The sequence below is a fragment of the Paenibacillus xylanexedens genome, from assembly GCF_001908275.1.
Classification (GTDB): Bacteria; Bacillota; Bacilli; order Paenibacillales; family Paenibacillaceae; genus Paenibacillus; species Paenibacillus xylanexedens_A.
In genome coordinates this window covers 5,589,028-5,615,052 of sequence record NZ_CP018620.1, presented here as the reverse complement: position 1 = coordinate 5,615,052, position 26,025 = coordinate 5,589,028, and the positions used below count along the sequence as shown (strand labels likewise).

The following is a 26,025-nucleotide window of genomic DNA, read 5'->3' as shown; positions in this document are numbered from 1 at the left end:
TCACTGGGCTTTTTGTTGTCTTTTGTCCGATGAATGCAGCTGCTGCATTTGTTGTTTTTGATTCATGTGTTCATCCGGATTTTGACGGACTTTGACGTCTTTCGGGAGTTGAGGGATAATTCGTCCCACCATGTCAGCGAGTTCTGAAGCAAAACCCGAAATTGGGTGCCCTTGACGAATATGTTCACCAATCTCTTTAATTCGTTCAGTGACATCTGCATCAGCAGTAACGATGGAATCTATACCTTCGGGGTCTTTGCGAAGTGCTTCGGCAACAGCGTACTTAATGGTACCCACCCGAGCACGTTCCAGTTCACCATCAACATCGATGCCAACTACAGCTGTATTACCGAGTATGACGCAGTTCGCATCTTCAACACCTTCTACTTGTTTGGCAAGGGCTTTAAGGTGATTGATTCGTTTTTCATTTGGCATCCGGCCACTCTTTGCATCATCTGCAGTATTGGTATCATGGACTTCACCTGTATTCTCATTGAGACGGTCCAAACGTGAAGGATTCATCCGATCTTCCTGTGCATTGAGCATGTGAGATCCTTTCCCTTGATCTTGCTGAGTTGTTACATTTCCTCCGTAACCTTTCGCATGTGTACCTTGATTCGGCGAAGCGCTGCGTGTGGAACTGTTGCAACCTGTAAGTATAAAGATCAGAAGCAGCGTGTAAACCCATATTTTCATAAATGTTCATCCTTTCTTGGAGTTTTTCAGAATGGTTGACAATTATTTTGCCCTAGTCGAATACATTTATGTATGGGATCATGATTGTCCATGCCGCTGCTGAAAGATCACACTATTCATGCCTTTAACGACGCCGCTTTGGAGGGGATTGAATGAAAAAGATTTTTGTATTGGATACCAACGTGCTTCTGCATGACCCCAATGCCATATTTGCCTTTGAGGAACATGAGGTAATCATTCCCGCGGTTGTACTGGAGGAGATCGACTCCAAAAAAAGAAATGCCGATGAAATTGGGCGTAATGCCCGTAATGTATCCAGACTGTTAGATGGATTACGAGAGCTGGGTCACTTGCACAGTGGGGTACCTTTGGCTAATGGAGGTAACCTGAAAGTAGAGCTGAATCATCGGAGTTTCGTGAAAGTTCAGGAAATGTTTGGTGAAGTGTCCAACGATAATCGCATTTTGGCTGTCGCACTGAATTATCAGATTGAGGAGAATGAAAAGGAAGTAGTTGAACGTCAGGTCGTGCTTGTCAGTAAAGATGTACTTGTGCGTATCAAAGCGGATGTACTTGGTCTGTTCACGCAGGATTACTTATCAGATCGGACGGCAGGACTCAGTGAGTTATATCCAGGTTATACGGCCCTAAAAGTTCATCCGTCAGTGATTGATGAGTTTTACACATATCGTTTTTTACCAATCAAACCATTGCAGTTGTCTTATTCGTTGTATCCGAATGAATTTGTCATTCTCAAGGATGAGATGGGAACCAATAAATCGGCTTTGCTTAAAGTGAACACAGAGGGAACAAAGCTGGAGCCGCTTTTCCTCAGTAATGATAATGTCTGGGGTATTAGTGCACGTAACGCACAACAACGCATGGCACTGGAACTGCTTTTAAATGATGACATCCCGCTTGTTACTATCACCGGTAAAGCCGGAACAGGAAAAACCTTGCTGGCACTTGCAGCAGGTCTGCTTAAGGTAGAGGATGATCATAAATACAAAAAACTGTTGATTGCTCGTCCTGTCGTTCCGATGGGGAAAGATATCGGTTATTTGCCTGGTGAGAAGGAAGAAAAACTTCGTCCATGGATGCAACCGATATATGATAATCTGGAGTTTTTGTTTGACACCAAAAAAGCCGGAGATATCGATAAAATCCTGATGGGGCTTGGCAGTATTCAGGTGGAGGCCTTAACGTATATTCGTGGAAGATCAATACCTGGACAGTTTATCATTATTGATGAAGCCCAGAATCTGTCGCGCCACGAAGTGAAGACCATTGTATCAAGGGTCGGTGAAGGCAGTAAGATTATTTTGATGGGAGACCCCGAACAGATAGACCATCCGTATCTTGATTCTGCCAGTAATGGTCTGATGTATATCGTGGAACGGTTCAAACAAGAGGGAATCAGCGGACACATCATGCTCGAAAAAGGAGAACGGTCCAAACTGGCACAACTTGCAGCTGATTTATTGTAAAATTCAGGGGATTTATTTCCCGGAAAATGTTGTTATTGAAGCCGGCTCCTGGAGCCGGTTTTTTGCTGAAAAAATAAGTAAGCGTTATTACACAGAACTCGATATGCTCGTATTATGCAAAAATCCGAAAAAGTGTTTTTCGGCAGGGTAGGACAAGAGTACTACTTATTTGTTACAATAATTGCTGCAGGAAAAAACTAGGTGAACAGGGAGGGAAGTTAATGAAGCGTAGACATCAGGTTGTTTTATTCGCGGTATTGCTGCTTTCGTTAACGATCTTGTCACCGAGTTTTGACTTTAGAGGTTCGCAGCTCAATCAGGAACGGGATCAGGAGAAGGATGCTTTTCCTGGGTCTTCGTCCCGTAATGAAGATGCTCAAGCTCCGCTGGAGATTGTAGTGGCCATGTCGGATGAAGAGTTCCAAGCCTTTCAAAAAATAGCTAAAGAAGTTGCTGCTTCCCAGCTGGTAGAGATTAATCTTCGGAATGAGAAGCCGGATACATATAAGCATGTTTTGGATCTTGAATTTTCACTAGGAGAGAACGGTGATGTTGTTCTGCTTGATAGTGAGGAAGTGCAATACTATGCCCAAAAAGGGTACCTGTATCCGTTAAACGGAACCACATTATCGAAGTCGCTAGGAGATACGGTAGTTGGGTTACGGGGAATGACAGAGTGGAATGGTTATCAGTGGGGAATGCCTTTTGATTTTGATCCGTACATTCTGGCTACACAATCTTCATTTCTGAAGAGAGCTGGTCTGGAGTCATTACCTCGCAATAAAGATCAGTGGGTCAAACTTACTCAACAAGCCATTGCGGAAGGCACCCCTTTAATTACAATGAACATCAATGATATGTACGGGACAAATGCGTGGCTGAATCATTTGGAACCGAAAATGGCACCAGACCAAGTTAAACGAACACAAATAGATTCGCAAACGGGGAATCTTCAGCAGGGGATTCAGTTGATGAATCAGATTCAGCCCCTTATTAAGCTGGAGTCTACCAATTCAGAGTTCTCTCCAACTGCTGACCAGAACGGCACACCAATGGTTGTATCATTGTTATCTCAATTATTGAATGCGGATCAAGCGAGTGCAGTTGATAAAGATTCTTTGGAGCGGACTTCTTTCGAAACCTTGGAAACCGTAAACTCCAGAAGCCTTGTTATTACTGCGGGTTCGGTTGAGGCTGAGGAGGCCAGTAGATGGATTGAAGGAATGACGTCCGCTACGACACAGCTGAAATGGTACCAACAGGTTAACCGGTTGCCCGCAAAGCAACAGGAGCTGGATTTGGAGTCTGAGAAACTCGTTGGACGTTATGACATGACAAAGGGACAATCCTGGTTCCCGACCACCCAAGATGTCCCTGCTGCCACGACCGAAAGTCATGCTCTAATAACTCGTTTTCATAAAAAAGTACAACAATTCTTAAAGGGTGAAATTACAGCGAATCAATACGTAGACAGTATTAAAACGACGAATTAACTTTAAGTTCGTGTTCAACCTCTTTAAAAGGATATAGCTAGTTTTACTTCCAGTATGCCTTCACTTGTCGAAACATCGGTTGCTTTCACAAACGAGAGGATTTTCTGTGGATAGAACCCAAGGTCAAATTCTCTTTCCAGCATTCGGCGAGTGGTGTCTGGTAATTCAAGCTGGTTGAATACAAGTTTGTCCACATGAAAACGAATGGAGTTTTGGGGTTCATTTTCTACCGTATAATGTCCTTCTATGCTTAATTGCAACTGATCCCGCTGACCGGAAGCTATAATCTTATCCTGATTAAACTGAAAGGCAAAGTCTTCAAAGATTGAATTTTGGGAACGAAGAAATGCATTAAGCTCATCCTGCCTAATTCGAATCGTATACGTTGTTCCAGTCGTGGATATACCTCCGTTTTGTTTTTGGATAAAATCAGGCAGGTTCTGCATGGCAGATGCCAATGCTTTGAAATATCGTTTCACCTCATAGATGCCGATGTTCTCCCAATAAAGGGTTAATTCATCCATCAGTTTCTGAATCGCTGCCACATCTCCGCTGGTGGCTATTTGGGCATCCACTTCTTTTTGCAAGGCGACTACACGTTCCCGCTGGTTTTGAAGATTAGTCTTCATTTCGGTTAATTCTGTTGTAGTCTGACGAATCTGAGTGGAAGTCTGTTGCAGATTGCGATAACGGTCCTGATACTTGTCCAGCACAGCCTGATCCCGTCCGATAATAATCTGGTAATAATCATACAGTACAAACAGGTCTTTGAATGACCTGGCTCCCAGGACCGTCATGAGGAGGCTGTCGCGTTCTCCTGTGTAGTAGGACCTCACTACAGCTCCGGCCCGATCTTGCTGAATATGTATCTGCTCTTCCTGTTCCTGCAGCTGGACGGATAATGTCTCGTGTTGTTGACCCAGCTGCTTCTGCCTTTCGGTGATGCGTTCGATTTCATGATCGATTTCAACGATGGATAGACTTTTTTGTAATATCTCACGTGTATCCTCAGGTGAAGACTCTCCATAGGCATAGGCTAAAGGTAGCTGGAGGAATAAAATGATGCATAATATAAAGGCGGAAATGCCGTGTTGACGTTTCACCGATCCATTCTCCTTTCCACTTCTTAAATGACAATCGTACAGGCTTGTTGTCTTCCAGACAATATATGAAACAAATACGTGAAATATCCTTAGTGGTTACATAACACCATGAACATTCATTTAATCTGAACACAACAAAAAAGCAACCCGACAGATATCGGATCACTTTGATGCTGCAGGTGGATTAGAGCGGCAAACCCATTTCGAATACGGTCCAGTAGCTGAACCCCGTGAATGTTACGATCATATAACCCCAGAAGAGCAATATGTACGTTCGCTCGGTAAATTTCAAGTATCCCAAAATGACAAAAAACGCAGTCTGCAGGAAAAAAAGCAAAGCCATTTCGACCAGATCTCCCGCAAAAGCCATCAGGCCAATTGCAAGCGTGAAGAACCCGAGTACCCGAAACATGCGTGCCACGGTAAATCCTCCTCTCCTAAGTACGTTCATAGATTGTCTACACAACATTATACCGGGAAAGGAAAAACGTGTAAACAAATTTGGATATGAAAGCGAATTCTTTTTTTGCTCAAAGTAAGTATGGAGGGATATGTTTTACGTATGTCACGTATGAGCAAGCCTGAATGTGGAAATACATTTTAGTATGAAATCAATTCTATGAACTCTATGAGAGGCATAAGAATGAATGAAGCAGCTTTTATACCTAATTCACATACCGGGCTTCCGGTAATGCGGACGGTTATTTTAGGATGTTGTTAGGAGGGTATTATAGCATGACTGCAGTGAGACAGGATGCTTGGAGTACAGAGGACGATTTGATATTGGCTGAGGTTACTTTGCGTCATATTCGGGAAGGCAGTACACAATTGGCCGCTTTTGAAGAGGTGGGCGAAAAAATAGGCAGAACATCTGCTGCATGCGGTTTTCGCTGGAACAGTTGTGTACGTAAAAAGTATGATTCTGCCATCAGTAACGCCAAGGCACAACGACAAAAACGAAGTTATCTCAGAAAGCAACCAGCTATGCTCGGACCGCAGGTTGCAGCACTGTCTACACTGGACACTGAAGAACATCTGTACAAATCAGATGGGATCTCAGACGATTCATTATCGATGGATGCAGTAATCCGCTTCCTGCGACAATGGAAGGGAACGGTGCAGGAGAGTAGTCGTCAACTCAAGATGCTGGAGAAGGAGCTGCGGGAGAAAGAAGATGAATTGCTTGAACTACGTCTTGAGAATGACCGTCTCTCCAAGGAAGTGAATGAAGTACAGACGGATTACCGTGTGGTGAATGACGACTACAAAGCTTTGATTCAGATTATGGATCGGGCTCGCAGACTCGCATTTTTGTCCGAAGAAGAAGAGGAACTTAAGACACGTTTCAAGATGGATGCCAACGGGAATCTGGAACGAATTGAATAACAAATTCAGACGTTTGATTTGTGAAAGTCAGGTATGAACCCGCCACACCTCCGTTACACAACGGCAGGTATGACGGGTTTTTAGTTTGGTGTTTTTGTTCTATTATAGATAATAGAAGAGAAACTACTGAAGCGGAGAGGAGTGCATCATATGATCTTTGACATCGTAGGAGCGGGGGCACTTGGTCTTTTGTATGGCGGGAAACTGCTGGCGTCAGGTAACCAGGTCAGATTTTGGACCAGAACAACAGCTCAGGCAGACCTCCTCAGCCATAATGGAGTAACCATTGTGGAACAAGACGAGGAGATACATATTCTACCGGATCAAATACAGGCGAAACCAATAAGTAAGCTGACTGACACATGGAAGAACACACCAGGAGAATGGTTACTGCTCATGGTTAAGCAGACAAGCATTGATGATTTCATTGATGAGATTAGTCCATTACAAGATCATGTGCTGAATGTCGCTTGTTTTCAGAATGGGATGGGCCATCTTACAAAACTTCAAGCAGCTTTGCCAAAGTCGCTTCTGTGTAGTGCGGTTACAACAGAAGGTGCGAAGCGAACACAAAGTCAGGTGACTCGTGCAGGTACAGGTGAAACTAGGCTGGGGAGGTACAACATACATATAGGAGCTTCTACCTCTATAGAGGAGAAGAGAACATTTACTCTGTCGGGATCGTTGCAGCAGGCAGGATTTGACTGTACAGTGTCGAATGAAATCGATAAGCTGATATACAGGAAACTATTGATTAATTCAGTCATTAACCCGCTCACGGCACTATGGCGAATCCCTAATGGAGAATTGATCGTCAAGGAAGAACGAAAGAGGCTAATGCGCCAGTTATATGATGAAGTATTGTTAATCTACTCTGCAAGTGGAATATGTTTGGATCAGGATATGTGGGATCAACTGATATCGGTCTGTCGTTCTACTGCCACGAATACTTCCTCCATGCTTGCAGATGTTCTCGCTGGACGTGGTACAGAAGTGAGGTCAATTAACGGTCATATTGTAAAGATGGCACAGAAGTTGGACCTTTTTGCACCTACACATGAAATACTGCTTCATCTGATTGAAGGAATGCAACCGGAAGGAGTGAATTAATGGGACTTTTTATTGTGTTGAGCATATTGCCCTTTTTTCCGTTCTTTCTTGTCTATTGGGGCATGTACGTATGGAAAAAAGACAAACGTAAAGCATTGCGAATGGCAATGGATGTAACCACTTTTTTTCTTGTATTTTCAGTTTCAGCGTTATTCAACTTAACATTTGATTCGAATTTTGGTTTTTATCTGACATTAATACTCATACTAGTAGCACTTGGATTCATCGGGGGTGCGCAAAATCGACTAAAAGGGAAGGTCGATAGGGGTAGAATGTTCCGGGCCGTATGGCGCATGTCTTTCGTCATCATGAGTTTCGGGTATGTTTTGTTTACTTTATTTGGATTATTTAGATACTTCATGCAACAGATGTGAGGTTACATAACGCAAAAGAGGCGAAAAATGTGTCGATTTTGTCGAAAACTGAAAAAAACATTACTTTCTGAAAAAGTAATGTAGATTTTTTTGACCGGTGGTTGTATAATCTATAAACATATAAACCATATCAATTTAGGGGGAACGTGTTAGATGAAAAGGAAAAGTCTATTAGTCCTTTTGACGCTGATTTTGGCGTTCGGTACCGTACTTGCAGCGTGCGGATCGAAAAACGAAGGCACAGGTAACACCGATACTGGTTCTGCAAACGAAGGAAATGGTCTTGCTAAAGATCAAATTCTGAAAATCAACCTGTCAGCTGAGCCTCCTACGTTTGACCCGGCTCAAGCAAAAGACAGCCAAACTAACACAGTTCTGAAATTCTTGTATGAAGGTCTTGTACGCATCGATGCTGATGGTAAAGAAGCTCCAGGTGTTGCTAAAGACTGGACTATCTCCGAAGATGGGTTGAAATATGTTTTCAACCTGAACCCGGAAGCAAAATGGAGCAACGGTGATGCACTTACTGCCGAAGACTTTGTACGTTCATGGGAACGTGCTTTGAAACCGGAAACAGCTTCTCCATATGCTTACCAATTGTACTACATCAAAGGTGCAGAAGGCTTTAATATGAGCCAAGACAAAGACTTCAAAGGTACTAAAATCACAGATTTCTCACAAGTAGGCGTTAAAGCTACTGATGAGCACACGCTTGAAGTAACGTTGGAAAACCCAACACCTTACTTCTTGGGTCTAACAGCATTCTACACGTACTACCCAGTACATGCATCTGCTGATACAAATGACAAGTTCTTCACAGACTACAAAAACATGATCGTTAACGGACCATTTGTAATGGATCAATACGCTAAAGGTCAAAAAATTGTTGTGAAGAAAAACGAAGGCTATCATGCAGCTGCTGACATCAAATTAGCTGAAATTAATATGTCTCTGACAAATAGCAGTGCTTCCGAACTACAAGCTTACAAATCAGGACAATTGGACTACACTGGTGCACCTAACGGTGAAATTCCATCCGACCAAATTCCTTCTGTAAAAGCGGAATTGCCGGACGAGTTCAAAGCTACTGGTATTGCAAGTACGTACTACTACCAGTTCAACGTAAACGAAGCACCATTTAATAATGCTAAAATCCGTAAAGCATTTGCAATGTCCATTAACCGTCAGCTGATTGTTGACAAAGTAACACAAGGTGGACAAATTCCAGCATTCGGCTTTGTACCTCCAGGTATCCGTGGTGAAAACGGTGAATTCCGTGATGAGCACAAAGACGATTACTTCACTGAAAATGTGGACGAAGCTAAAGCATTGCTTGCTGAAGGTATGAAGGAAGAAGGCTACACAACATTGCCAGCAGTGACTTTGATCTACAACACAAGTGACGGTCACGCGAAAATCGCTTTGGCGGTTGCTGACATGTGGAAACAAAATCTCGGTGTTGATGTGAAAACAGAAAACCAAGAGTGGAAAGTCTTCCTAGATAACCGTCAAAAACAAAACTTCCAAGTTGCTCGTGCGGGCTGGTCTGCTGATTACAACGATCCGTTCAACTTCTTGGAAATGTGGAAAACTGGAAATACAAACAATGACTCCAAGTTTAGCAACGCACAGTATGATAAAGACCTCGAAGATACTGTAAAAACAACTGATGTTGCTGCACGTATGAGTGCTTTTGCTGACGCAGAGAAAGTTCTGATTCAAGATGAAATGGGCGTTATGCCAATCTATTATTACACTAACGTATCTTTGACTAAGCCTTACCTGAAAGGTGTACAACTTGATTTCAGTGGAGCTATTGACTACACTCGTGCATATCTGGAAGAGAAATAAGTTGTTCTGAAGTCTAATATGATTACTTCGGGATATATATGTGGAATTCCATATATATCCCGATTTTTTTGTATGTGCACCGATTTTCCTTATAATTCTTGAAATTTCCGATAAATGGATTGGACTTTATTTCTGTCTAATTCTACAATCGATTTGTATACAAAATATTGTTTGTGGAGGTGTGCAAGGGTTGGTTAAGTACGTATTGAAAAAACTACTATTTATGCTGCTATCTCTTTTCATACTCGCATCAGCTACCTTTTTCCTGATGAAGGCCATTCCGGGTGATCCTTTTACATCCGAAAAAAGAGTATCACCTGAAATTCGGGCCCTTCTTGAGGTGAAATATGGTCTGGACAAGCCGATGTATGAACAATACCTGAAGTATATGGGTGGTATTTTAAAGGGAGACTTCGGGGTTTCAATGAACTACCTTAATCAAAGCGTGTCTGACATGATTGTCCAGACTTTCACCGCTTCGCTGAAGCTTGGAATCTTTGCGATCATTATCTCCATTATTGTTGGTGTGTTGCTGGGTCTTCTGGCAGCGGTTTACCATCGCAAATTGCTTGATGATGTCACGATGGTCTTTGCCGTTATAGGTATAGCTGTTCCGAGCTTCTTGCTTGCTTCACTATTGCAGTATCTCTTTGCTACTAAATTAGGCTGGTTTAACGTAATGGGCTTTGATGGTCCATTGGATTATGTTCTTCCGGTTGCAGCGTTATCTGCATCACCAATTGCCTTTATCGCTCGTTTGACGCGTTCAAGCATGCTTGAAGTATTACATGCAGATTATATCAAAACAGCTAAAGCAAAGGGTTTGAAATGGCCTGCTATTATGTTTAAACACGTTGTAAGAAACGGTATTTTACCAGTAGTAACTTATGTTGGTCCAATGACAGCGAATATCATCACAGGTTCCGTTGTAATTGAACAGATCTTTAACATCGGGGGAATTGGTAAAGTATTCGTAGAGAGTATCACAAACCGTGATTACACTATGATCATGGGGATCACGATTTTCTATGGTATCCTCCTGATGTTGGCTCGTTTCTTTACGGATATCGCTTACGTGCTGATTGATCCTAGAATTAAGCTGGAAAGCCGGAAGGGGGCATAACGTTGTCTGGCACGAATAATAAAAAGAATGAAACGGCGAACACGAACCTGACTAGTCAGGCAGCGGTTAAACCGCAAGAAAGTGTATCCCTTTTTAAAGATGCCATGTACAGACTTGCAACCAATAAGGCTGCAATGATCAGTCTGAGTGTGTTGGTTCTTGTCGTGATTTTCTCTTTGATTGGTCCAACTTCTTTGTTTACAAGTTATAATTATTATTCCAATGATTTGTTGAATGCCAATGCAGCACCGAGTGCGGAGCACTGGTTCGGTACGGACGAGCTTGGTCGCGACGTGTGGGTAAGAACTTGGGTAGGAGCGCGTGTATCCCTTACTGTAGGTTTGGCCGCAGCCTTGATTGACCTTGTTATCGGGGTTATTTATGGAGCGATCATGGGTTTCTACGGTGGACGTGTAGATGGAATTATGAACAAGTTTTCCGAAATCCTCTACTCCTTGCCGTACATGCTTGTTGTAATTTTGTTGCTGGTTGTACTGGAACCAAGTCTGACAACGATTATCATTGCCCTCACCATCACAGGCTGGATCAGCATGTCATGGATTGTGCGTGGTGAAATTATGCAACTCAAAAACAGAGACTTTATTCTTGCTGCAAGGTCCATGGGAGCAAGCACAGGGCGTCAATTGTTCCGTCATTTGTTGCCCAATGCAATAGGACCGATTCTTGTAACATTGACGTTGTCCATTCCAAATGCAATCTTTGCTGAAGCGTTCCTGAGCTTCCTTGGATTGGGTGTATCAGCACCAAGATCTTCACTTGGTTCTATGATCAATGATGCACTTACAGGCTGGACGCTATTCCCGTGGCGGATGTGGTTCCCAGCAGGTCTGATGGTTCTTACAATGCTTGCATTTAACTTGCTCGGAGACGGTCTGCGTGACGCACTCGATCCGAAATTACGTAAATAGAAACAGGAGGTGGGATTATGGAGCCGATTTTAACTGTCAAAGACCTGAGTGTGTCGTTCTCAACACGTTCTGGTGAATTTGATGCCGTTAAACATGTGAGTTTTGAACTTGGCAAAGGAGAGACGCTGGGGATCGTAGGTGAATCGGGTAGTGGTAAGAGTGTTACTGCCCAAACCATCATGAAATTGATTCCCTCCCCGCCTTCGAAGGTCAAAAGCGGAGAAATTACTTTTCACGGGCAAGACCTGCTGAACAAGACAGACAAACAAATGGAAGCGATTCGTGGTAAAGATATCGGTATGATCTTCCAAGATCCAATGACTTCATTGAATCCTACTATTAAAATTGGTAAACAAATTACTGAAGTATTGCGCAAGCATCAGAACATGTCCAAACAAGCGGCGAATAAAGCGGCTTTGGAGATGCTGGAACTTGTAGGTATTAAAAATGCGGCTATTCGCATGAATCATTATCCTCACCAATTCTCTGGTGGTATGCGTCAGCGTGCCATGATTGCGATCGCGCTTGCATGTCGTCCATCCCTTCTGATTGCGGATGAGCCGACAACTGCACTTGACGTCACAATTCAGGCTCAAATTCTGGATGTCATGAAAGACATGCAGCAAAAGCTGGGAACATCGATCATGCTGATTACGCATGACCTTGGTGTCGTAGCGGGTATGTGTGACCGTGTTGTTGTTATGAAGGAAGGCGAAGTTGTTGAAACAGGAACAACTGCTGAAATCTTTAGTAACCCTCAACATCCATACACCATTAAATTGCTGAATGCTTTGCCTCGTCTGGACGAGCCCAAAAAGGAAAAACCAGCTCCGGCTGGTATTATCAAAGGCAGCAATAAGCCTCTGGTACAAGTGAAAAACTTGAAACAGTACTTTAATTTGGGTAAAGGTAACATTCTCAAAGCGGTCAATGACGTAAGCTTTGATATCTTTGAAGGTGAAACACTTGGCGTTGTAGGCGAGTCTGGCTGTGGTAAATCCACAACAGGTCGTACCATTCTGCGTCTTTATGAGCCAACTGGCGGAAATGTTAACTTCAACGGAACGGATATCTACAAGTTGTCCCCGCGTAAAATGAAAGAAATGCGTAAAGATATGCAGATGATTTTCCAAGATCCATATGCATCTCTTAACCCGCGTTTCAATGTTATGGATATTATCGGGGAGTCACTCGATATTCATGGTCTGGCTTCCAGCTCTAAAGAGCGCAAGAGACGAGTGGAGGAACTGCTTGATCTGGTAGGTTTGAATCCAAGTCATGCACTTCGTTATCCACATGAATTCTCCGGTGGTCAAAGACAACGGATCGGGATTGCGCGTGCGCTTGCTGTAGACCCTAAATTCATCATCTGTGATGAGCCATTGTCTGCACTGGATGTATCCATTCAGGCGCAGGTCGTTAAATTGCTTGAAGAACTTCAGCAACGTCTCGGCTTGACATACCTGTTTATTGCGCATGACTTGTCAATGGTTAAACATATCAGTGACCGTGTAGCTGTAATGTACATGGGTAAAGTGGTTGAGCTCGCAGAAAGTGAAGAACTATATGCGAACCCTGTCCACCCTTACACCAAAACATTGCTTTCCGCGATCCCTGTACCTGATCCGGAAGTGGAAGCGAACAAACGTCGCATCTTGCTGCCAGAAGAGCATATGAGCCCGATTCAGAATGGATCTGGCGGACCTGCAAATGATCCGTACAACCTGGAAAATTCTCAATTGATTGAGGTTTCCAAAGGTCACTGGGTTGCAGAACCTTACGTATAATAGGAATATTAAAGCGATATGCTATTATTGATGTATTAAATGCCGCCGACTCGTTCGGCGGTTTTTTTTCGTATTTTAATCACTTTCTTTTGACGAAGCGGCCTTGAATTCGGTACAATCAAGAAAGGCTCTTTGAAGCAGAATAGGAGGCAGACCTCATGAACGGTATTACCGAGGCACTCCGCAGCGGATCAAGACTTGCAGAAGATTATATCTGTTCAAGAGATGCTGCGCGTGGCCTTTACGAGTATGACATTCGCTGGGAATCAGGACTTCAGGCGCGTGCCGAGTGGCTGGACCAATCGGAAAACACACGTATTGATCGTCGTGATCTGGCAGAGTATTTACGTATATATAATAAGCGGGTGAACGACCATGGAGAGGTTCATGCGTCCATCACACGCCTTGCAGAACAAGATGCACTAGTGGTTACAGGAGGACAGCAGAGCGGTCTGCTCACCGGACCACTGTTCGTCATATACAAAGCCGCCAGCGTAGTGGCAGCTGCGCGTGAAGCGGAAGAAAGACTTCAACGCCCGGTAGTCCCAGTATTTTGGATTGCCGGTGAAGACCATGACTGGGATGAGGTTAACCACACATATCTACCTGATCATCAGGGAGACATGAAGAAGGTTAAGTTACAAGGACGATTCGCAGGAAGGGATTCTGTGAGTAATGTTCATGTGGATTCGCAGCAGTGGGTGAATGTACTCGAACAGGTGGAACATCTTTTACCTGATACGATACATAAACCAGGACTGATGAAATGCATCACAGAGATCCATCAATCCAGTTCAAATCTGAGTGATGCATTTGCCCGCATGATATCTGTCTTGTTTGCCAGTAGTGGACTTGTTCTAATGGATGCATCGGATCCAGATTTACGCAGGTTGGAACAGCCCGTGTTTGAGCGGTTGATACGAAAAAATGAAGTGCTGCGCAGCGCATACACACAAGGTGCTTCGCTGGTACAACAAGCTGGTTATGCTATGCCTGCCGAAGTAGCAGAGGATGGAGCCAATCTGTTCTACATTCATGAAGGTACGCGTCTACTCTTGTTGTTGAAGGACGGTTTATATAGTGATCGCAAAGGTCTGGTTTCTTTCACAGAGGAACGTTTGCTTCAGGAACTGGGAGAACATCCGGAGCGCTTCAGTAACAACGTATTGACACGACCATTAATGCAAGATTCCGTGTTGCCTGTAGCCGCTGTTATTTTGGGGCAAGGTGAAATTGCATATTGGGGTTTGACTCGGGAAGCATTCCGTCAGTTCGGCCTGCAAATGCCCATTTTGTTGCCGCGGTTGTCTTTCACCATTATGGAAGATATTCATCACAAACATATGAAACAATATGGACTTTCTTTTCAGGATGTTCAATATCATATGGAAAAAAAGAAGGAGCAGTGGCTCGCACAGCAGGAGACGTTCCAGGTAGATGAACAGTTTGACAAGGTTCAGGAAGCGTTTCTTGATCTGTATGGACCGTTGCTAGATGAGATTGCGGAGATTCATCCTGGGCTGGAACGAATTGGTGACACCAATTTGAGTAAAATCAACGAGCAAATGCAGTATCTGAAACAGCAGACTCACAAAGCTATTGAAGATAAACATAATGTGAGTCTAAGGCACTGGAACGGCATTCAGAACTCCTTATTCCCAACGGGCAAACCACAGGAACGAGTACATAATGCACTCTTTTACCTGAATCGTTATGGCACCGGGTGGATCGATGAACTGATTAAGGCCTCAAGCGAATTCCTTGGAGAGCATAAGGTTATTGCACTATAGAGCCCTTTATAATAGAAGAAACACCAAAACGAGGAGGATATGATATGACTACACCTGCATTGCAAAACAGTATTGTTAAAGATATGGGACTCGCTTCAGAGGGTCACCTGAAAATTGATTGGGTAGAAGCGCATATGCCGGTACTAAACCGCATTCGTCGCCAGTTCGAACAGGATCTGCCCTTCAAAGGTTTAAAGGTTGCCATTTGTCTTCATCTGGAAGCGAAAACAGCTTACTTGGCAAAAGTGATCCAAGCGGGTGGTGCAGAAGTAACAATTACGCATAGCAATCCATTGTCTACACAAGATGATGTTTGCGCAGCATTGGTGGAAGACGGCGTTACGGTGTATGCGAAGTACAATCCGGAGCCTGCGGAATTCAAATCACTGCAACTGCGTGCGCTTGAGGTGAAGCCTGATCTCATTATTGATGATGGTGGAGACTTTGCAACCATTATTGCATCCGAGCGCCCTGACCTCGCAGCAACAATTCGCGGAGGAGCAGAAGAAACGACAACGGGTATTATCCGTTTGAAAGCATTGGCGAAAGAAGGCCAATTGAAGTTTCCGATGGTTGCGGTTAATGACGCATACTGCAAGTATCTGTTTGACAATCGCTACGGTACTGGACAATCTGCATTCGACGGGATTATTCGTACAACTAACTTGGTTATCGCTGGTAAAAACGTAGTGGTAGCAGGTTATGGCTGGTGTGGTAAAGGTGTAGCGATGCGCGCCAAAGGTCTTGGTGCGAATGTGATCGTAACCGAGATCGATCCAATCAAAGCGGTAGAAGCACACATGGACGGGTTCCGGGTCATGACGATGGTGGAAGCCGCCAAATTGGGCGATTTCTTTATCGCAGTTACAGGCAATAAGGATGTTATCACAGGTGAGCATTACGATGTGATGAAGGACGGAGCGATCCTGAGTAATGCGGGACACTTTGATGTTGAAGTGAATAAACCTGAACTGGCTAAACGTTCGGAATCGATTCGCACAGTTCGTCGCAACATTGAGGAATATCGTTTCAAAGACGGTCGTAAAATGTACCTTCTTGCAGAAGGTCGTCTTGTAAACCTGGGTGCAGCAGATGGTCATCCTGCCGAAATCATGGATACGACGTTTGCTCTGCAGGCGCTTGGTCTGCGTTATGTAAGTGAGAATTATGAAAACCTGGGTAAAAACGTTGTTAATGTACCTTATGATATCGACCAACAGGTTGCTAGCTATAAACTTGAAAGCCTGAATATTGGCATCGACTCCTTGTCAGCTGAGCAAGAGAAATACCTGGACAGCTGGAAATTTTAAGCACTATCCAATAATTACAAGCTGATGAAATGATTCAATAGGTATAGAATGGTTTATTGATGATATGGCTCATGTGCGGGTAGACATACGATTGCCCGTTTAAGGGAAGCGTCTTTGATCCTGAGTGACAGGATCAAGGACGTTTTTTTATGCTGAAAAATTAAAAAATCAAGTCATGCAAGAAGGGTTTTGATTTTTTTGTGCGAATCTATTATGCTTAGGTGGTGGAAAGTGGGGCAAAGTGGGAGAAACGGGTGAGGAGTGAGTGGGCCAATGTTTATGGGGGAGTTCCAACATAGCATTGATGATAAGGGCCGGGTTATCATTCCGGCTAAATTCCGCGAATCTCTGGGACCGTCTTTCGTTGTCACACGGGGTTTGGACCAGTGTCTTTTCGTGTACCCCATGGAGGAGTGGGGGGTCATGGAACAGAAGCTCAAAGCACTGCCATTGATGAAATCTGATGCACGTGCGTTTACCCGGTTTTTTTTCTCGGGTGCAACCGAATGTGAACTGGACAAACAGGGCAGGGTAAATCTGCCGGGCAATTTAAGAGAGTATGCCAAGCTGGACAAGGATTGTGTTGTTCTTGGCGTGTCGAACCGGGTGGAGATTTGGAGCAAAGGCATATGGGAGAGTTATTTCAATCAATCCGAAGAAGCATTCAACGACATTGCCGAAAAGCTGGTCGATTTTAATTTTGATTTATAAAGTCAGGAGGGGTGCAGGTTGTTTCACCACATAACCGTACTCAAAGAAGAGGCAACAGAGGGATTAAACATCAAGCAGGACGGTATATACGTGGACTGCACTTTAGGCGGTGGCGGACATAGCTCCGTGATTGCTTCCAAGCTCGGTCCAGGGGGACGTCTGATCGCACTTGATCAGGATGATTGGGCTTTGGATAATGCTCGCGAGAAGCTCGCAGCTTATGGAGAACGTGTAACATTGGTGAAAACCAATTTTCGGGATCTGGAACAGGTACTCAAGGATCTGGATGTGCCAATGAAGGATGGTGTACCACAGGTCGACGGTATTTTGTACGACTTGGGTGTGTCATCTCCGCAATTTGATGAAGGAGAACGTGGATTCAGTTACAATCATGACGCTCCGCTCGATATGCGAATGGACCAGGATGCAATGCTGACGGCCAAAGAGATTGTGAATGAGTGGCCAGAAGAAGAGATTGCTCGAATTTTGTATCGCTATGGTGAAGAGAAGTTTTCGAGAAGAATTGCCCGTGTTATCGTCGGAAAACGAGCGCAGTCTACCATTGAGACGACAGGTGAACTCGTGGAACTGATCAAGGAAGGCATCCCGGCGGCAGCTCGACGTACTGGTGGACATCCTGCCAAACGCAGCTTCCAGGCATTACGCATTGCCGTCAACGATGAGTTGGGTGCCTTTGAAGAAGGCTTGCATCAGGCTGTTCGTTGTCTGGCACCAGGAGGACGTGTATCTGTTATTACCTTCCACTCCCTTGAGGATCGGATATGTAAACAGATTTTCAGCAGTTATCTGGAAAAATGTACATGTCCACCCGATTTTCCGTTGTGTGTATGCGGCGGCAAGGGGACCCTGCGTTTAGTTAACAGAAAACCGTTGATTCCAACGGAAACGGAATTGACCGAAAATTCACGTGCTCGTTCAGCCAAGCTGCGCGTAGCCGAGAAATTGTAGATCAAGAGTGGAGGAGAGAATCGGAGTATGGCATATACACGTGGTAATCTCGCTGTAAAAGAAAAAGCGTCCCAGGAACGTGTGACCCAGCAACGATACAAAGAAACCACCAAAGTGGTGACCCGACGTACGGGTCTTCCGGCACGCGAGAAGATTTTGTATCTGATTACCCTGGTTGCAGTTATCCTTGTTGGAGGAGCCTTGATGTCTCGTTATGCTCATATCTATGATCTGAACAAGCAGGCGCAGTCCACTATTTCGGATATCAAGGGGTATGAAAAGACGATTGCAGACCTGCAGGTGGAAAAAGAAACATTGAACAACCAGGTCATCGAAAATGCAAAACAACTTGGTTACGTTGAAGCTTCCGGTAAAGATGTCATTTATGTACCTCGCTCAACAAGTACGAAATCAACTGGCACTGAATCGTCCTCAAATACAGCAAGCAGTAAGTAAAGAGGTGTTCCGATGATAAAAAGAATAAAGATGCGCACGTTGCTTATAGGGGGATGTATTACCCTCTTTTTTCTTGTACTCGTAACCCGAATCTTTTTCATTCAAGTTGTGAATGGCGGTGTATGGCAGGAACGGGCAGCCGGTTTGGTAGAGCGGGAACAGACGATTAAGGCTGCACGTGGAACGATTACGGATCGAAATGGTAATATTTTGGCTACCGATGCCCCTGCGTATACGGTTTCTGTTAATCCGTTATTAATTAATGAACTCGGAATTCAGGATGTTGTTACGGAGAAGCTCTCTGCCCTTCTAGGGAAAAATGAGAGTGAGATGCGTACTCTAGTCACAGCGAAGAATAAAGATGGTGATTTTTTTCAACAACGTGAAGTACGCAGTGAAGGATATAAGATAAGTCCAGAGCTTGCGGAAAAAGTCAACGAACTGCGTGAGGAATTACAAGAAGAGTACAAGGCTCGTAATGCAATTGTGATGGCACAGGAGTCGAAGCGTTTTTACCCTGAAGAAACACTTGCTTCTCACCTCTTGGGGTATATGAGCCGTGATGGGAAAGCTGTCAATGGACTTGAAGTCTCATATGATGAAGCACTGACAGGCACAGATGGATATCTGAATTATCAGAAGGATGCCAAAGGCATTAAACTTCCGGATTCACAGGATAACTATCTGCCACCTCAGAACGGTAAGAACCTTACGCTGACCATCGATGATACGATCCAGTTCTACATTGAGGATGCAATGAAAGAAGCGGTCGCCAAGTATAATCCACTGAGCATGACGGTCATTGCCGCGGACCCAAACACGATGGAGATTCTAGGGATGGCGAACTGGCCAACCTTTAACCCGAATACGTATGGGAGTACACCTGATCAAAAGAATTTTATCAACCATGCTACTCAATCCATCTATGAGCCAGGTAGTACATTCAAAATCGTTACACTGGCAGGGGCTGTTGAAGAAAAACTCTTTGATCCCAATGCAAGTTTTGAATCCAAACGCATGTATATCGGTGGTTTCCCGATTAGTGACAATGGTCATTCCTATGGTTGGATCTCGTATCTCGAAGGTGTCAAACGGTCAAGTAACATTGCTTTTGTTAACTTGGGTTACAACATGCTTGGCGGCGAACGTCTGCGTCATTACATAGACGAATTCGGCTTCGGCAAAAAGACGGGTATTGATCTGCCAAATGAGGCAGCGTCCCCGATCAAGCCACTGGTTTACAAATCCGAGATTGCTACTGCTGCCTACGGTCACGGTCTTGTACAGGTAACACCAATTCAACAGGTCGCAGCCATCTCTGCGATTGCCAACGGCGGCAAATTGCTGGAGCCACATCTGGTGAAGGAGATCAAGAACCCGAATGACGGGACCACGGAAGTGATCAAACCCAAAGTTGTTCGTCAGGTGATTTCCAAGGAATCTTCCAAACTGGTGAGTGGTTATCTGGAACAAGTGGTTGCAGACCAAACGATTGGTACCGGTCGTAACGCCTATATTGAAGGTTACCGTGTAGCTGGTAAAACAGGTACGGCAAGAAAGGTTGTTAACGGAGCATACAGCAAGTCAAAAGACGTTGTATCGTTTATTGGATTCGCGCCCGTGAATAATCCGAAGATTGCTATACTTGTTGTCATTGACCAACCGGATGGAACCAACATTGGGGGAGGAACCGCAGCTGCGCCGGTGTTCAAAAAGATTGTCAGCCAGACTCTTCAATACATGGGAATACCCAAAGATACAGCCAAAACTCCTGACAAAAAGTCAAAAGAAGTCTCTGTCGTGCAAGCCAAGGCGCCTGACTTGAGTGGCAAGACAGCCAAACAAGCCAGAAGCCAGCTTCTAAGCGCAGGTATTGCTTATGTGACTCTTGGTCAAGGTGATAATGTAATTCGGCAGTATCCGGTTGCTGGCGCCTCTATGAATCCAGGCCAACGAATCTATCTGCTAACGGAAGAAAGCAGCAAGATGAAGATTCCCGATCTAACAGGTGAATCTCTCCGTGATGCCCTAGAAGTACTTTCTCTCATGAAAGTGGGGGTTACGGTCAAGGGCGAGGGTTATGTCGTGAAGCAAACCGAGCAGGTCGCAGGTGAGCAGAGAACTGTACAGTTGAACTTGCAAACTGCCAAAGCTGCAGTGACAGGTATAGCCGATGAAGCGCCAATCTCTTCTGATCCGTCGTCAGAAGCTGAAGTGAAGGAACAAGAGGCTTCGGGCGGAGAAGGTAAAACCGACGGAACAGACGAAACAGATGAAACAGATAACAACAAGGCTCCTGCCAATGAATCCGAATCCTCTGACGATCCAGCCACAAACGGAGCTTCGCTTCCTTAGAGAGCTCTGACAGCTTGTTCTAACCCCCGGTTGTCCTGAATATTCATGAATGGAACGAATGTCATGATTTTGGGACGAGTGGGGGGATCTTTTCGTGAAGGGATCAAGCGTAAATCTGCGACGCAGGTTGCTATGGAGTTTAATGATTTTAGTTTTGTTATTTTCGGCCCTGATGATCAGGCTTGCTTATGTACAGCTCGGAGAAGGCCCTGAATTGTCAGCAAAAGCAGAAGAATCCTGGCGGCGTAATATTCCTTACTCAGCCAAGCGAGGGGAGATCCTGGATCGAAATGGAACCTCTCTGGCCTATAATGTGACAACACCAACCATTATGGCCATTCCGGCTCAGGTTAAAGAAGCTGAAACGACGGCTAAAGCGCTGGCCCCATTGCTTGGGATGACGGAAGAAAAAGTGCTCGCAACCATCAAGAAACGAGAACTCATTGTACGACTACAACCCGGCGGCCGCAAAATTACGATGGAGAAAGCTCAGCGCATCCGTGATTTGAAGCTTCCGGGTATCGTTGTTGCTGAAGACAATAAACGTTTTTATCCTTATGATGATTTGGCTGCCCATATTCTTGGTTTTACGGGCATTGATAATCAGGGCTTAACGGGTGTCGAGAAGAAATATGATGATAAGCTGAATGGTTTGAATGGCAGTGTGTCCTACTTGTCCGATGCGGCCGGAAGGCTAATGCCGGGCTCATCCGAGAAGTATGTGGAACCGAAGGACGGCCTTAACCTCAAGCTGACCATTGATAAATCCATTCAGTCCATCATGGAGAGAGAACTGGATCAGGCCATGGTGAAGTTCCAGGCGAACTCAGCATTGGCCATAGCGATGAATCCCAAAACGGGTGAAATCTTGGGGATGTCCAGCAGGCCGGGATACGAACCTGCCGATTATCAGCAATATCCAGCGGAGATATACAATCGCAATTTACCGATCTGGATGACCTACGAGCCGGGCTCCACATTTAAGATCATTACTTTGGCAGCAGCGCTTGAAGAGAAAAAGGTCAATCTGCAACAGGATCAATTTTTTGATCCCGGATATGTTGAGGTGGGTGGAGCCCGTCTGCGTTGCTGGAAAAAGGGTGGCCACGGAAGTCAGACCTTCTTACAAGTTGTGGAGAACTCATGTAACCCGGGCTTTGTGGCTTTGGGGCAGAGGCTGGGCAAAGAGTCGCTCTTCTCCTATATTAAAGACTTTGGTTTCGGTACCAAAACAGGGATCGACCTCAGTGGAGAAGCCAGTGGAATTCTGTTCAAACTGTCCAGAGTGGGACCTGTCGAGCTTGCAACGACGGCTTTTGGTCAAGGTGTATCGGTAACGCCCATTCAGCAAGTAGCTGCTGTGTCAGCGGCCATCAATGGGGGGAAACTTTACAAGCCTTATGTTACGAAGGCGTGGGTCCATCCGGTCACCGGAGAAGTCATGGAAGAAGCCAAACCGGAACTGGTTCGTCAGGTGATCTCGGAGAATACATCCAAACAAGTACGTGAAGCACTCGAAAGTGTTGTCGCAAAAGGTACCGGGCGTCCGGCATTCATTGATGGATACCGGGTCGGTGGCAAAACAGGTACAGCCCAGAAGGTTATCAACGGACGTTATTCCTCAACCGAGCATATCGTATCCTTTATCGGATTTGCACCGGCAGATGATCCGCAGATTGTGGTCTATACCGCAGTTGATAATCCCAAAGGAATTCAATTCGGAGGTGTGGTTGCCGCCCCGATTGTGCAGAACATCCTTGAAGATGCTTTGCATTATATGAATGTCCCTGTTCGGAAGGATCAGGTCGCCAAAGAATACAAGTATGGTGAAACCAAAATCGTGACAGTCCCAGACCTGACAGGAGCTACTGTCGAAGATCTGTACGAAGACCTGAATATGAATTTTATGCTGGCGAAGTCTGGGAGTGGTAAATACGTGATTAATCAGGCACCTAAGCCTGGGGCGAGGGTAGATCAGGGATCAACCATCCGCATTTATATGGGGAATGTACTGAACGATGCACATGATCACACAAAGGATGAATAACAGGACTTAGGGTTAGTTTGAGGCTTCTAGCGCAACAAAATTCATCCAAGTGCGTTTCATTATAGGGTTGTATTGACGATATTAATAAATACAGACATATGTTAAAACAGAAGTATAATTGGAAAAGTGAGGTTATTCATGTGCTTTTAAAACAATTTGCATCGATGCTGACCACCGCCCGCCTCGTGGGCGAATCAAATACAGAATGCCAAAACCTTCAGACAGATTCCCGGCAGGTAAAACCGGGTGATCTGTTTATCTGTCTTCCGGGACATACGGTAGATGGTCATGATTATGCAGAAAAAGCTGTAAATGCAGGTGCAGTTGCATTGGTGGTTGAACGGCAACTGGATCTGCCTGTACCACAATTGCTGGTGAAGGACAGCCGATTTGCGATGGCTGTTCTGGCAGATTTCTTTTTTGACTCGCCAAGCCAAAAAATGAATATGATTGGTGTAACGGGAACGAACGGAAAAACAACGACCACCTATTTGATTGAAAAAATCATGAGTGATTACGGACGCAAGACGGGATTGATCGGTACTATTCAAATGCGGTATGACGGTCGCACCTACCCGATGTCAGGAACAACACCAGAGGCGCTTGATCTGCAGCGTAGTCTACATGATATGGTTCAGAAGGGTACGGACTGCTGTGTTATGGAAGTTTCTTCTCACGCATTGGAACAAGGGCGAGTAAAGGGAACAAATTTCCGTACTGCGGTATTCACTAACCTGACGCAAGATCATCTGGACTACCACCATTCCATGGAGGAATATCGCGGGGCCAAAGGATTGTTTTTTGCACGTCTGGGTAACGGTTATACGGAAGATGTCTCACAGCGTAAATTCGCTGTCATCAATGCAGATGATCCGGCTGCGGCTTATTTCATCTCTGTGACTGCGGCTGAAGTGATTACATATGGCATGGGTGAAAAGGCGGATGTACGCGCATCCCAAATTTCAATCACGTCTCAGGGAACTTCTTTCCACGTGGATACATTTGCAGGCAGCGCAGATATTCGCTTGCGCATGGTAGGCAAATTCAATGTGTACAATGCAATGGCAGCCATCTCTGCAGCGCTGGTGGAAGGTATTCCGCTGGAAGAGATCAAGCGCAGTCTGGAGACGGTTCCGGGCGTGGATGGACGTGTTGAAGGAGTGGACGAAGGACAGCCATTTGCTGTTATTGTCGATTATGCCCATACACCGGATGGACTGGAGAATGTGTTGCGGACGGTGAAGGAATTTGCCGAAGGGCGTGTAATTTGCGTGTTTGGCTGTGGTGGTGACAGGGACCGTACCAAACGCCCTCTCATGGGGAAAATTGCTGCGAATTATAGTGATTTTGTACTGATTACTTCCGATAATCCACGGACAGAAGATCCGGATCTCATTCTCAAAGACATTGAACAGGGCCTGATTGAAGAATCCGTTCCTGCTGAACGTTATACGATGATTGTGGATCGACGCCAGGCGATTCATGAAGCTATTGAAATGGCAAGCCCAGCCGATGTAGTATTGATTGCGGGCAAGGGTCACGAGACCTATCAGATTATCGGCACAACCAAAACCGATTTTGATGACCGAATCATAGCCAAAGAAGCGATAAGGGGCAAATCCAATTGATAAAAAGAACATTGGCACAATTGGCCGAGATGTGTGGAGGAACATTAAGTGATGTTGCCACTCATGGCAATGTAATGGTCGAAGGGGTGTTTACCGATTCGCGTAAACCTCTGGAAGGCAGTTTGTTTATTCCGCTAGTGGGTGAAAGGTTTGACGGACACGAATTTGTGCAAGCCTGTTTAGAGAAGGGGGCTGCAGGCGCGATCTGGCAAAAGGATCATGGTATTCCGCCACAAGGAGCTGTCATTGTTGTTGACGACACACTTGTCGCGCTGCAAGCACTCGCATCTGCTTATCTAACGGAGAATAAAGCGGCTGTAGTCGGCATTACAGGCAGCAACGGCAAGACAACAACAAAGGACATCGTGGATGCCATTCTCTCGACGACGTTCAAAGTGCATAAGACGCAAGGCAACTTCAATAATCACATTGGTTTACCACTGACTGTACTAAGCATGGACCCGGATACCGAGATTATCATTTTGGAGATGGGTATGAGTGGTCGCGGGGAAATTAACGATTTGTCGGTTATTGCGCAGCCTGATGTAGCGGTCATTACCAATATTGGTGAATCACATCTGCTTCAGCTGGGGTCCAGACTGGAGATTGCCAGAGCCAAAGCCGAGATTGCCGCGGGATTGAAGCCTGGCGGATTACTGATCTACAACGGAGACGAGCCTTTAATTGCACAAGTCCTTGAAGAGCCCGCAACGAAACAACCCGAGGGATTGCAGCGGTATACATTTGGTCTGCAAACCGATAATGATGACTATCCTACCGGACTTATGAATGCGCAGAACGGCGTAGTTTTCACCACCAAACAGTCTGGAGAACATGCATTTACGCTACCTCTGCTAGGAACGCATAATGTCGTTAACTGTCTGGCTGCTTTGGCAGTAGCCCGTCATTTCAAAGTGACGACGGAGCAGATTGCCGCGGGATTGTCTCGCTTGAAACTGACAGGCATGCGTATTGAGGTTACGCAAGGCGTTAGTGGTCTAACCCTGCTGAATGATGCATACAATGCAAGTCCAACCTCCATGAAGGCCGCAATCGATGTACTAGAAGGTCTGAAAGGATACCGCATGAAAGTGGCTGTGCTTGGTGATATGCTTGAACTCGGTCCCCAAGAGCAGGATCTGCATTACGGAATCGGAGAGTATATCACATCGGCCAAAATGGACATGGTGCTGGTATATGGTCCGCTATCAGCCAAGATTGCTGAAGGAGCAAGCAAGCATATGCCGGCAGAGACTGTGCATGCTTTTATAGATAAAGAAGAAATGACCCGTTATTTACTGGAGAAACTACATCCCAGAGACGTTGTCTTGTTCAAAGCTTCAAGAGGCATGAAGCTGGAGGACGTGGTCGAAGCACTACAAATAGCACCATTACAGAATCGAGTAGACTAGAGGGGTGA

The 26,025-nt window shown here is 45.1% G+C and carries 21 protein-coding genes; 18 read left to right on the top strand and 3 right to left on the bottom strand.

From position 1 onward, the window contains the following. Complete coding sequence (locus BS614_RS24580; protein ID WP_074095862.1) at positions 1 to 696, bottom strand: YhcN/YlaJ family sporulation lipoprotein; 696 nt, start codon at positions 694 to 696, stop codon at positions 1 to 3. A gap of 152 nt (positions 697 to 848) precedes the next feature. Here BS614_RS24580 and BS614_RS24575 point away from each other — a divergent pair, with 152 nt between their 5' ends. After that, positions 849 to 2,183: a PhoH family protein gene (locus BS614_RS24575; protein WP_074095861.1), complete on the top strand. Its 1,335-nt coding sequence runs from the start codon at positions 849 to 851 to the stop codon at positions 2,181 to 2,183. 221 nt (positions 2,184 to 2,404) lie between these two features. Beyond that, positions 2,405 to 3,676 carry an ABC transporter substrate-binding protein gene (locus BS614_RS24570; RefSeq protein ID WP_074095860.1) on the top strand — a complete coding sequence of 424 codons (1,272 nt, stop codon included), beginning with the start codon at positions 2,405 to 2,407 and terminating at the stop codon, positions 3,674 to 3,676. A gap of 23 nt (positions 3,677 to 3,699) precedes the next feature. Here BS614_RS24570 and BS614_RS24565 read toward each other — a convergent pair whose 3' ends face one another. Both BS614_RS24565 and BS614_RS24560 read right to left on the bottom strand, forming a co-directional pair. Then, the gene (locus BS614_RS24565) at positions 3,700 to 4,779 is read right to left on the bottom strand and encodes a coiled-coil domain-containing protein (RefSeq protein WP_074095859.1); all 1,080 of its coding nucleotides are present in this window, start codon (positions 4,777 to 4,779) and stop codon (positions 3,700 to 3,702) included. A 184-nt stretch (positions 4,780 to 4,963) separates the two neighbouring features. Further along, entirely contained in the window at positions 4,964 to 5,200 is a 237-nt protein-coding gene (locus BS614_RS24560) for a DUF2626 domain-containing protein (RefSeq protein WP_017687281.1), read from the bottom strand. 314 nt (positions 5,201 to 5,514) lie between these two features. Here BS614_RS24560 and BS614_RS24555 point away from each other — a divergent pair, with 314 nt between their 5' ends. From BS614_RS24555 to BS614_RS24480, 16 genes are all read left to right on the top strand, one after another. Beyond that, entirely contained in the window at positions 5,515 to 6,165 is a 651-nt protein-coding gene (locus tag BS614_RS24555; protein WP_036674824.1) for an RsfA family transcriptional regulator, read from the top strand. Positions 6,166 to 6,315: 150 nt separating this feature from the next. After that, positions 6,316 to 7,275, top strand: a complete 960-nt coding sequence (locus tag BS614_RS24550) for a ketopantoate reductase family protein (protein WP_074095858.1) — start codon at positions 6,316 to 6,318, stop codon at positions 7,273 to 7,275. Next, on the top strand, positions 7,275 to 7,649 hold the full coding sequence (locus BS614_RS24545) for a DUF3397 domain-containing protein (RefSeq protein WP_036614898.1): 375 nt from the start codon (positions 7,275 to 7,277) through the stop codon (positions 7,647 to 7,649). The genes BS614_RS24550 and BS614_RS24545 overlap by 1 nt, the downstream gene beginning before the upstream one ends. Positions 7,650 to 7,802: 153 nt before the next feature. Beyond that, on the top strand, positions 7,803 to 9,500 hold the full coding sequence (locus BS614_RS24540) for a peptide ABC transporter substrate-binding protein (protein ID WP_074095857.1): 1,698 nt from the start codon (positions 7,803 to 7,805) through the stop codon (positions 9,498 to 9,500). A 223-nt stretch (positions 9,501 to 9,723) separates the two neighbouring features. Next, positions 9,724 to 10,623 carry an ABC transporter permease gene (locus tag BS614_RS24535; protein WP_425320285.1) on the top strand — a complete coding sequence of 300 codons (900 nt, stop codon included), beginning with the start codon at positions 9,724 to 9,726 and terminating at the stop codon, positions 10,621 to 10,623. 47 nt (positions 10,624 to 10,670) lie between these two features. Next, positions 10,671 to 11,552 (top strand): ABC transporter permease, encoded by an 882-nt coding sequence (locus BS614_RS24530; protein ID WP_370511422.1) that lies wholly within the window; start codon positions 10,671 to 10,673, stop codon positions 11,550 to 11,552. A 17-nt stretch (positions 11,553 to 11,569) separates the two neighbouring features. Next, positions 11,570 to 13,339, top strand: a complete 1,770-nt coding sequence (locus tag BS614_RS24525; RefSeq protein ID WP_036614890.1) for an ABC transporter ATP-binding protein — start codon at positions 11,570 to 11,572, stop codon at positions 13,337 to 13,339. A 158-nt stretch (positions 13,340 to 13,497) separates the two neighbouring features. Continuing rightward, on the top strand, positions 13,498 to 15,129 hold the full coding sequence (gene bshC, locus BS614_RS24520) for a bacillithiol biosynthesis cysteine-adding enzyme BshC (protein WP_074095855.1): 1,632 nt from the start codon (positions 13,498 to 13,500) through the stop codon (positions 15,127 to 15,129). Positions 15,130 to 15,173: 44 nt separating this feature from the next. Then, positions 15,174 to 16,439, top strand: coding sequence for an adenosylhomocysteinase (locus BS614_RS24515; protein WP_047843755.1), 1,266 nt, complete (start codon positions 15,174 to 15,176; stop codon positions 16,437 to 16,439). Between the two features lie 273 nt (positions 16,440 to 16,712). Beyond that, positions 16,713 to 17,150 carry a division/cell wall cluster transcriptional repressor MraZ gene (gene mraZ / locus BS614_RS24510; protein WP_017687291.1) on the top strand — a complete coding sequence of 146 codons (438 nt, stop codon included), beginning with the start codon at positions 16,713 to 16,715 and terminating at the stop codon, positions 17,148 to 17,150. 18 nt (positions 17,151 to 17,168) lie between these two features. Further along, entirely contained in the window at positions 17,169 to 18,119 is a 951-nt protein-coding gene (gene rsmH / locus BS614_RS24505; RefSeq protein ID WP_036674830.1) for a 16S rRNA (cytosine(1402)-N(4))-methyltransferase RsmH, read from the top strand. Between the two features lie 27 nt (positions 18,120 to 18,146). Beyond that, positions 18,147 to 18,575: a hypothetical protein gene (locus BS614_RS24500; protein WP_036674831.1), complete on the top strand. Its 429-nt coding sequence runs from the start codon at positions 18,147 to 18,149 to the stop codon at positions 18,573 to 18,575. A 12-nt stretch (positions 18,576 to 18,587) separates the two neighbouring features. Next, positions 18,588 to 20,930 carry a penicillin-binding transpeptidase domain-containing protein gene (locus BS614_RS24495; RefSeq protein WP_074095854.1) on the top strand — a complete coding sequence of 781 codons (2,343 nt, stop codon included), beginning with the start codon at positions 18,588 to 18,590 and terminating at the stop codon, positions 20,928 to 20,930. A gap of 94 nt (positions 20,931 to 21,024) precedes the next feature. Continuing rightward, entirely contained in the window at positions 21,025 to 22,977 is a 1,953-nt protein-coding gene (locus tag BS614_RS24490) for a stage V sporulation protein D (protein WP_036614879.1), read from the top strand. A gap of 140 nt (positions 22,978 to 23,117) precedes the next feature. Then, entirely contained in the window at positions 23,118 to 24,605 is a 1,488-nt protein-coding gene (locus BS614_RS24485; protein ID WP_074095853.1) for a UDP-N-acetylmuramoyl-L-alanyl-D-glutamate--2,6-diaminopimelate ligase, read from the top strand. After that, positions 24,605 to 26,017, top strand: coding sequence for a UDP-N-acetylmuramoyl-tripeptide--D-alanyl-D-alanine ligase (locus BS614_RS24480; RefSeq protein ID WP_074096977.1), 1,413 nt, complete (start codon positions 24,605 to 24,607; stop codon positions 26,015 to 26,017). Before BS614_RS24485 ends, BS614_RS24480 begins: the two co-directional genes overlap by 1 nt. Positions 26,018 to 26,025: the final 8 nt, after the last annotated feature.

Coding starts and splice junctions, on each gene's coding strand:
- BS614_RS24550 (WP_074095858.1), top strand. CDS start 6,316: ATGATCTTTGACATCGTAGGAGCGGGGGCACTTGGTCTTTTGTATGGC.
- bshC (WP_074095855.1), top strand. CDS start 13,498: ATGAACGGTATTACCGAGGCACTCCGCAGCGGATCAAGACTTGCAGAA.
- BS614_RS24575 (WP_074095861.1), top strand. CDS start 849: ATGAAAAAGATTTTTGTATTGGATACCAACGTGCTTCTGCATGACCCC.
- BS614_RS24495 (WP_074095854.1), top strand. CDS start 18,588: ATGATAAAAAGAATAAAGATGCGCACGTTGCTTATAGGGGGATGTATT.
- BS614_RS24545 (WP_036614898.1), top strand. CDS start 7,275: ATGGGACTTTTTATTGTGTTGAGCATATTGCCCTTTTTTCCGTTCTTT.
- BS614_RS24570 (WP_074095860.1), top strand. CDS start 2,405: ATGAAGCGTAGACATCAGGTTGTTTTATTCGCGGTATTGCTGCTTTCG.
- BS614_RS24580 (WP_074095862.1), bottom strand. CDS start 696: ATGAAAATATGGGTTTACACGCTGCTTCTGATCTTTATACTTACAGGT.
- BS614_RS24555 (WP_036674824.1), top strand. CDS start 5,515: ATGACTGCAGTGAGACAGGATGCTTGGAGTACAGAGGACGATTTGATA.
- BS614_RS24515 (WP_047843755.1), top strand. CDS start 15,174: ATGACTACACCTGCATTGCAAAACAGTATTGTTAAAGATATGGGACTC.
- BS614_RS24500 (WP_036674831.1), top strand. CDS start 18,147: ATGGCATATACACGTGGTAATCTCGCTGTAAAAGAAAAAGCGTCCCAG.
- BS614_RS24535 (WP_425320285.1), top strand. CDS start 9,724: ATGCTGCTATCTCTTTTCATACTCGCATCAGCTACCTTTTTCCTGATG.
- BS614_RS24525 (WP_036614890.1), top strand. CDS start 11,570: ATGGAGCCGATTTTAACTGTCAAAGACCTGAGTGTGTCGTTCTCAACA.
- BS614_RS24540 (WP_074095857.1), top strand. CDS start 7,803: ATGAAAAGGAAAAGTCTATTAGTCCTTTTGACGCTGATTTTGGCGTTC.
- mraZ (WP_017687291.1), top strand. CDS start 16,713: ATGTTTATGGGGGAGTTCCAACATAGCATTGATGATAAGGGCCGGGTT.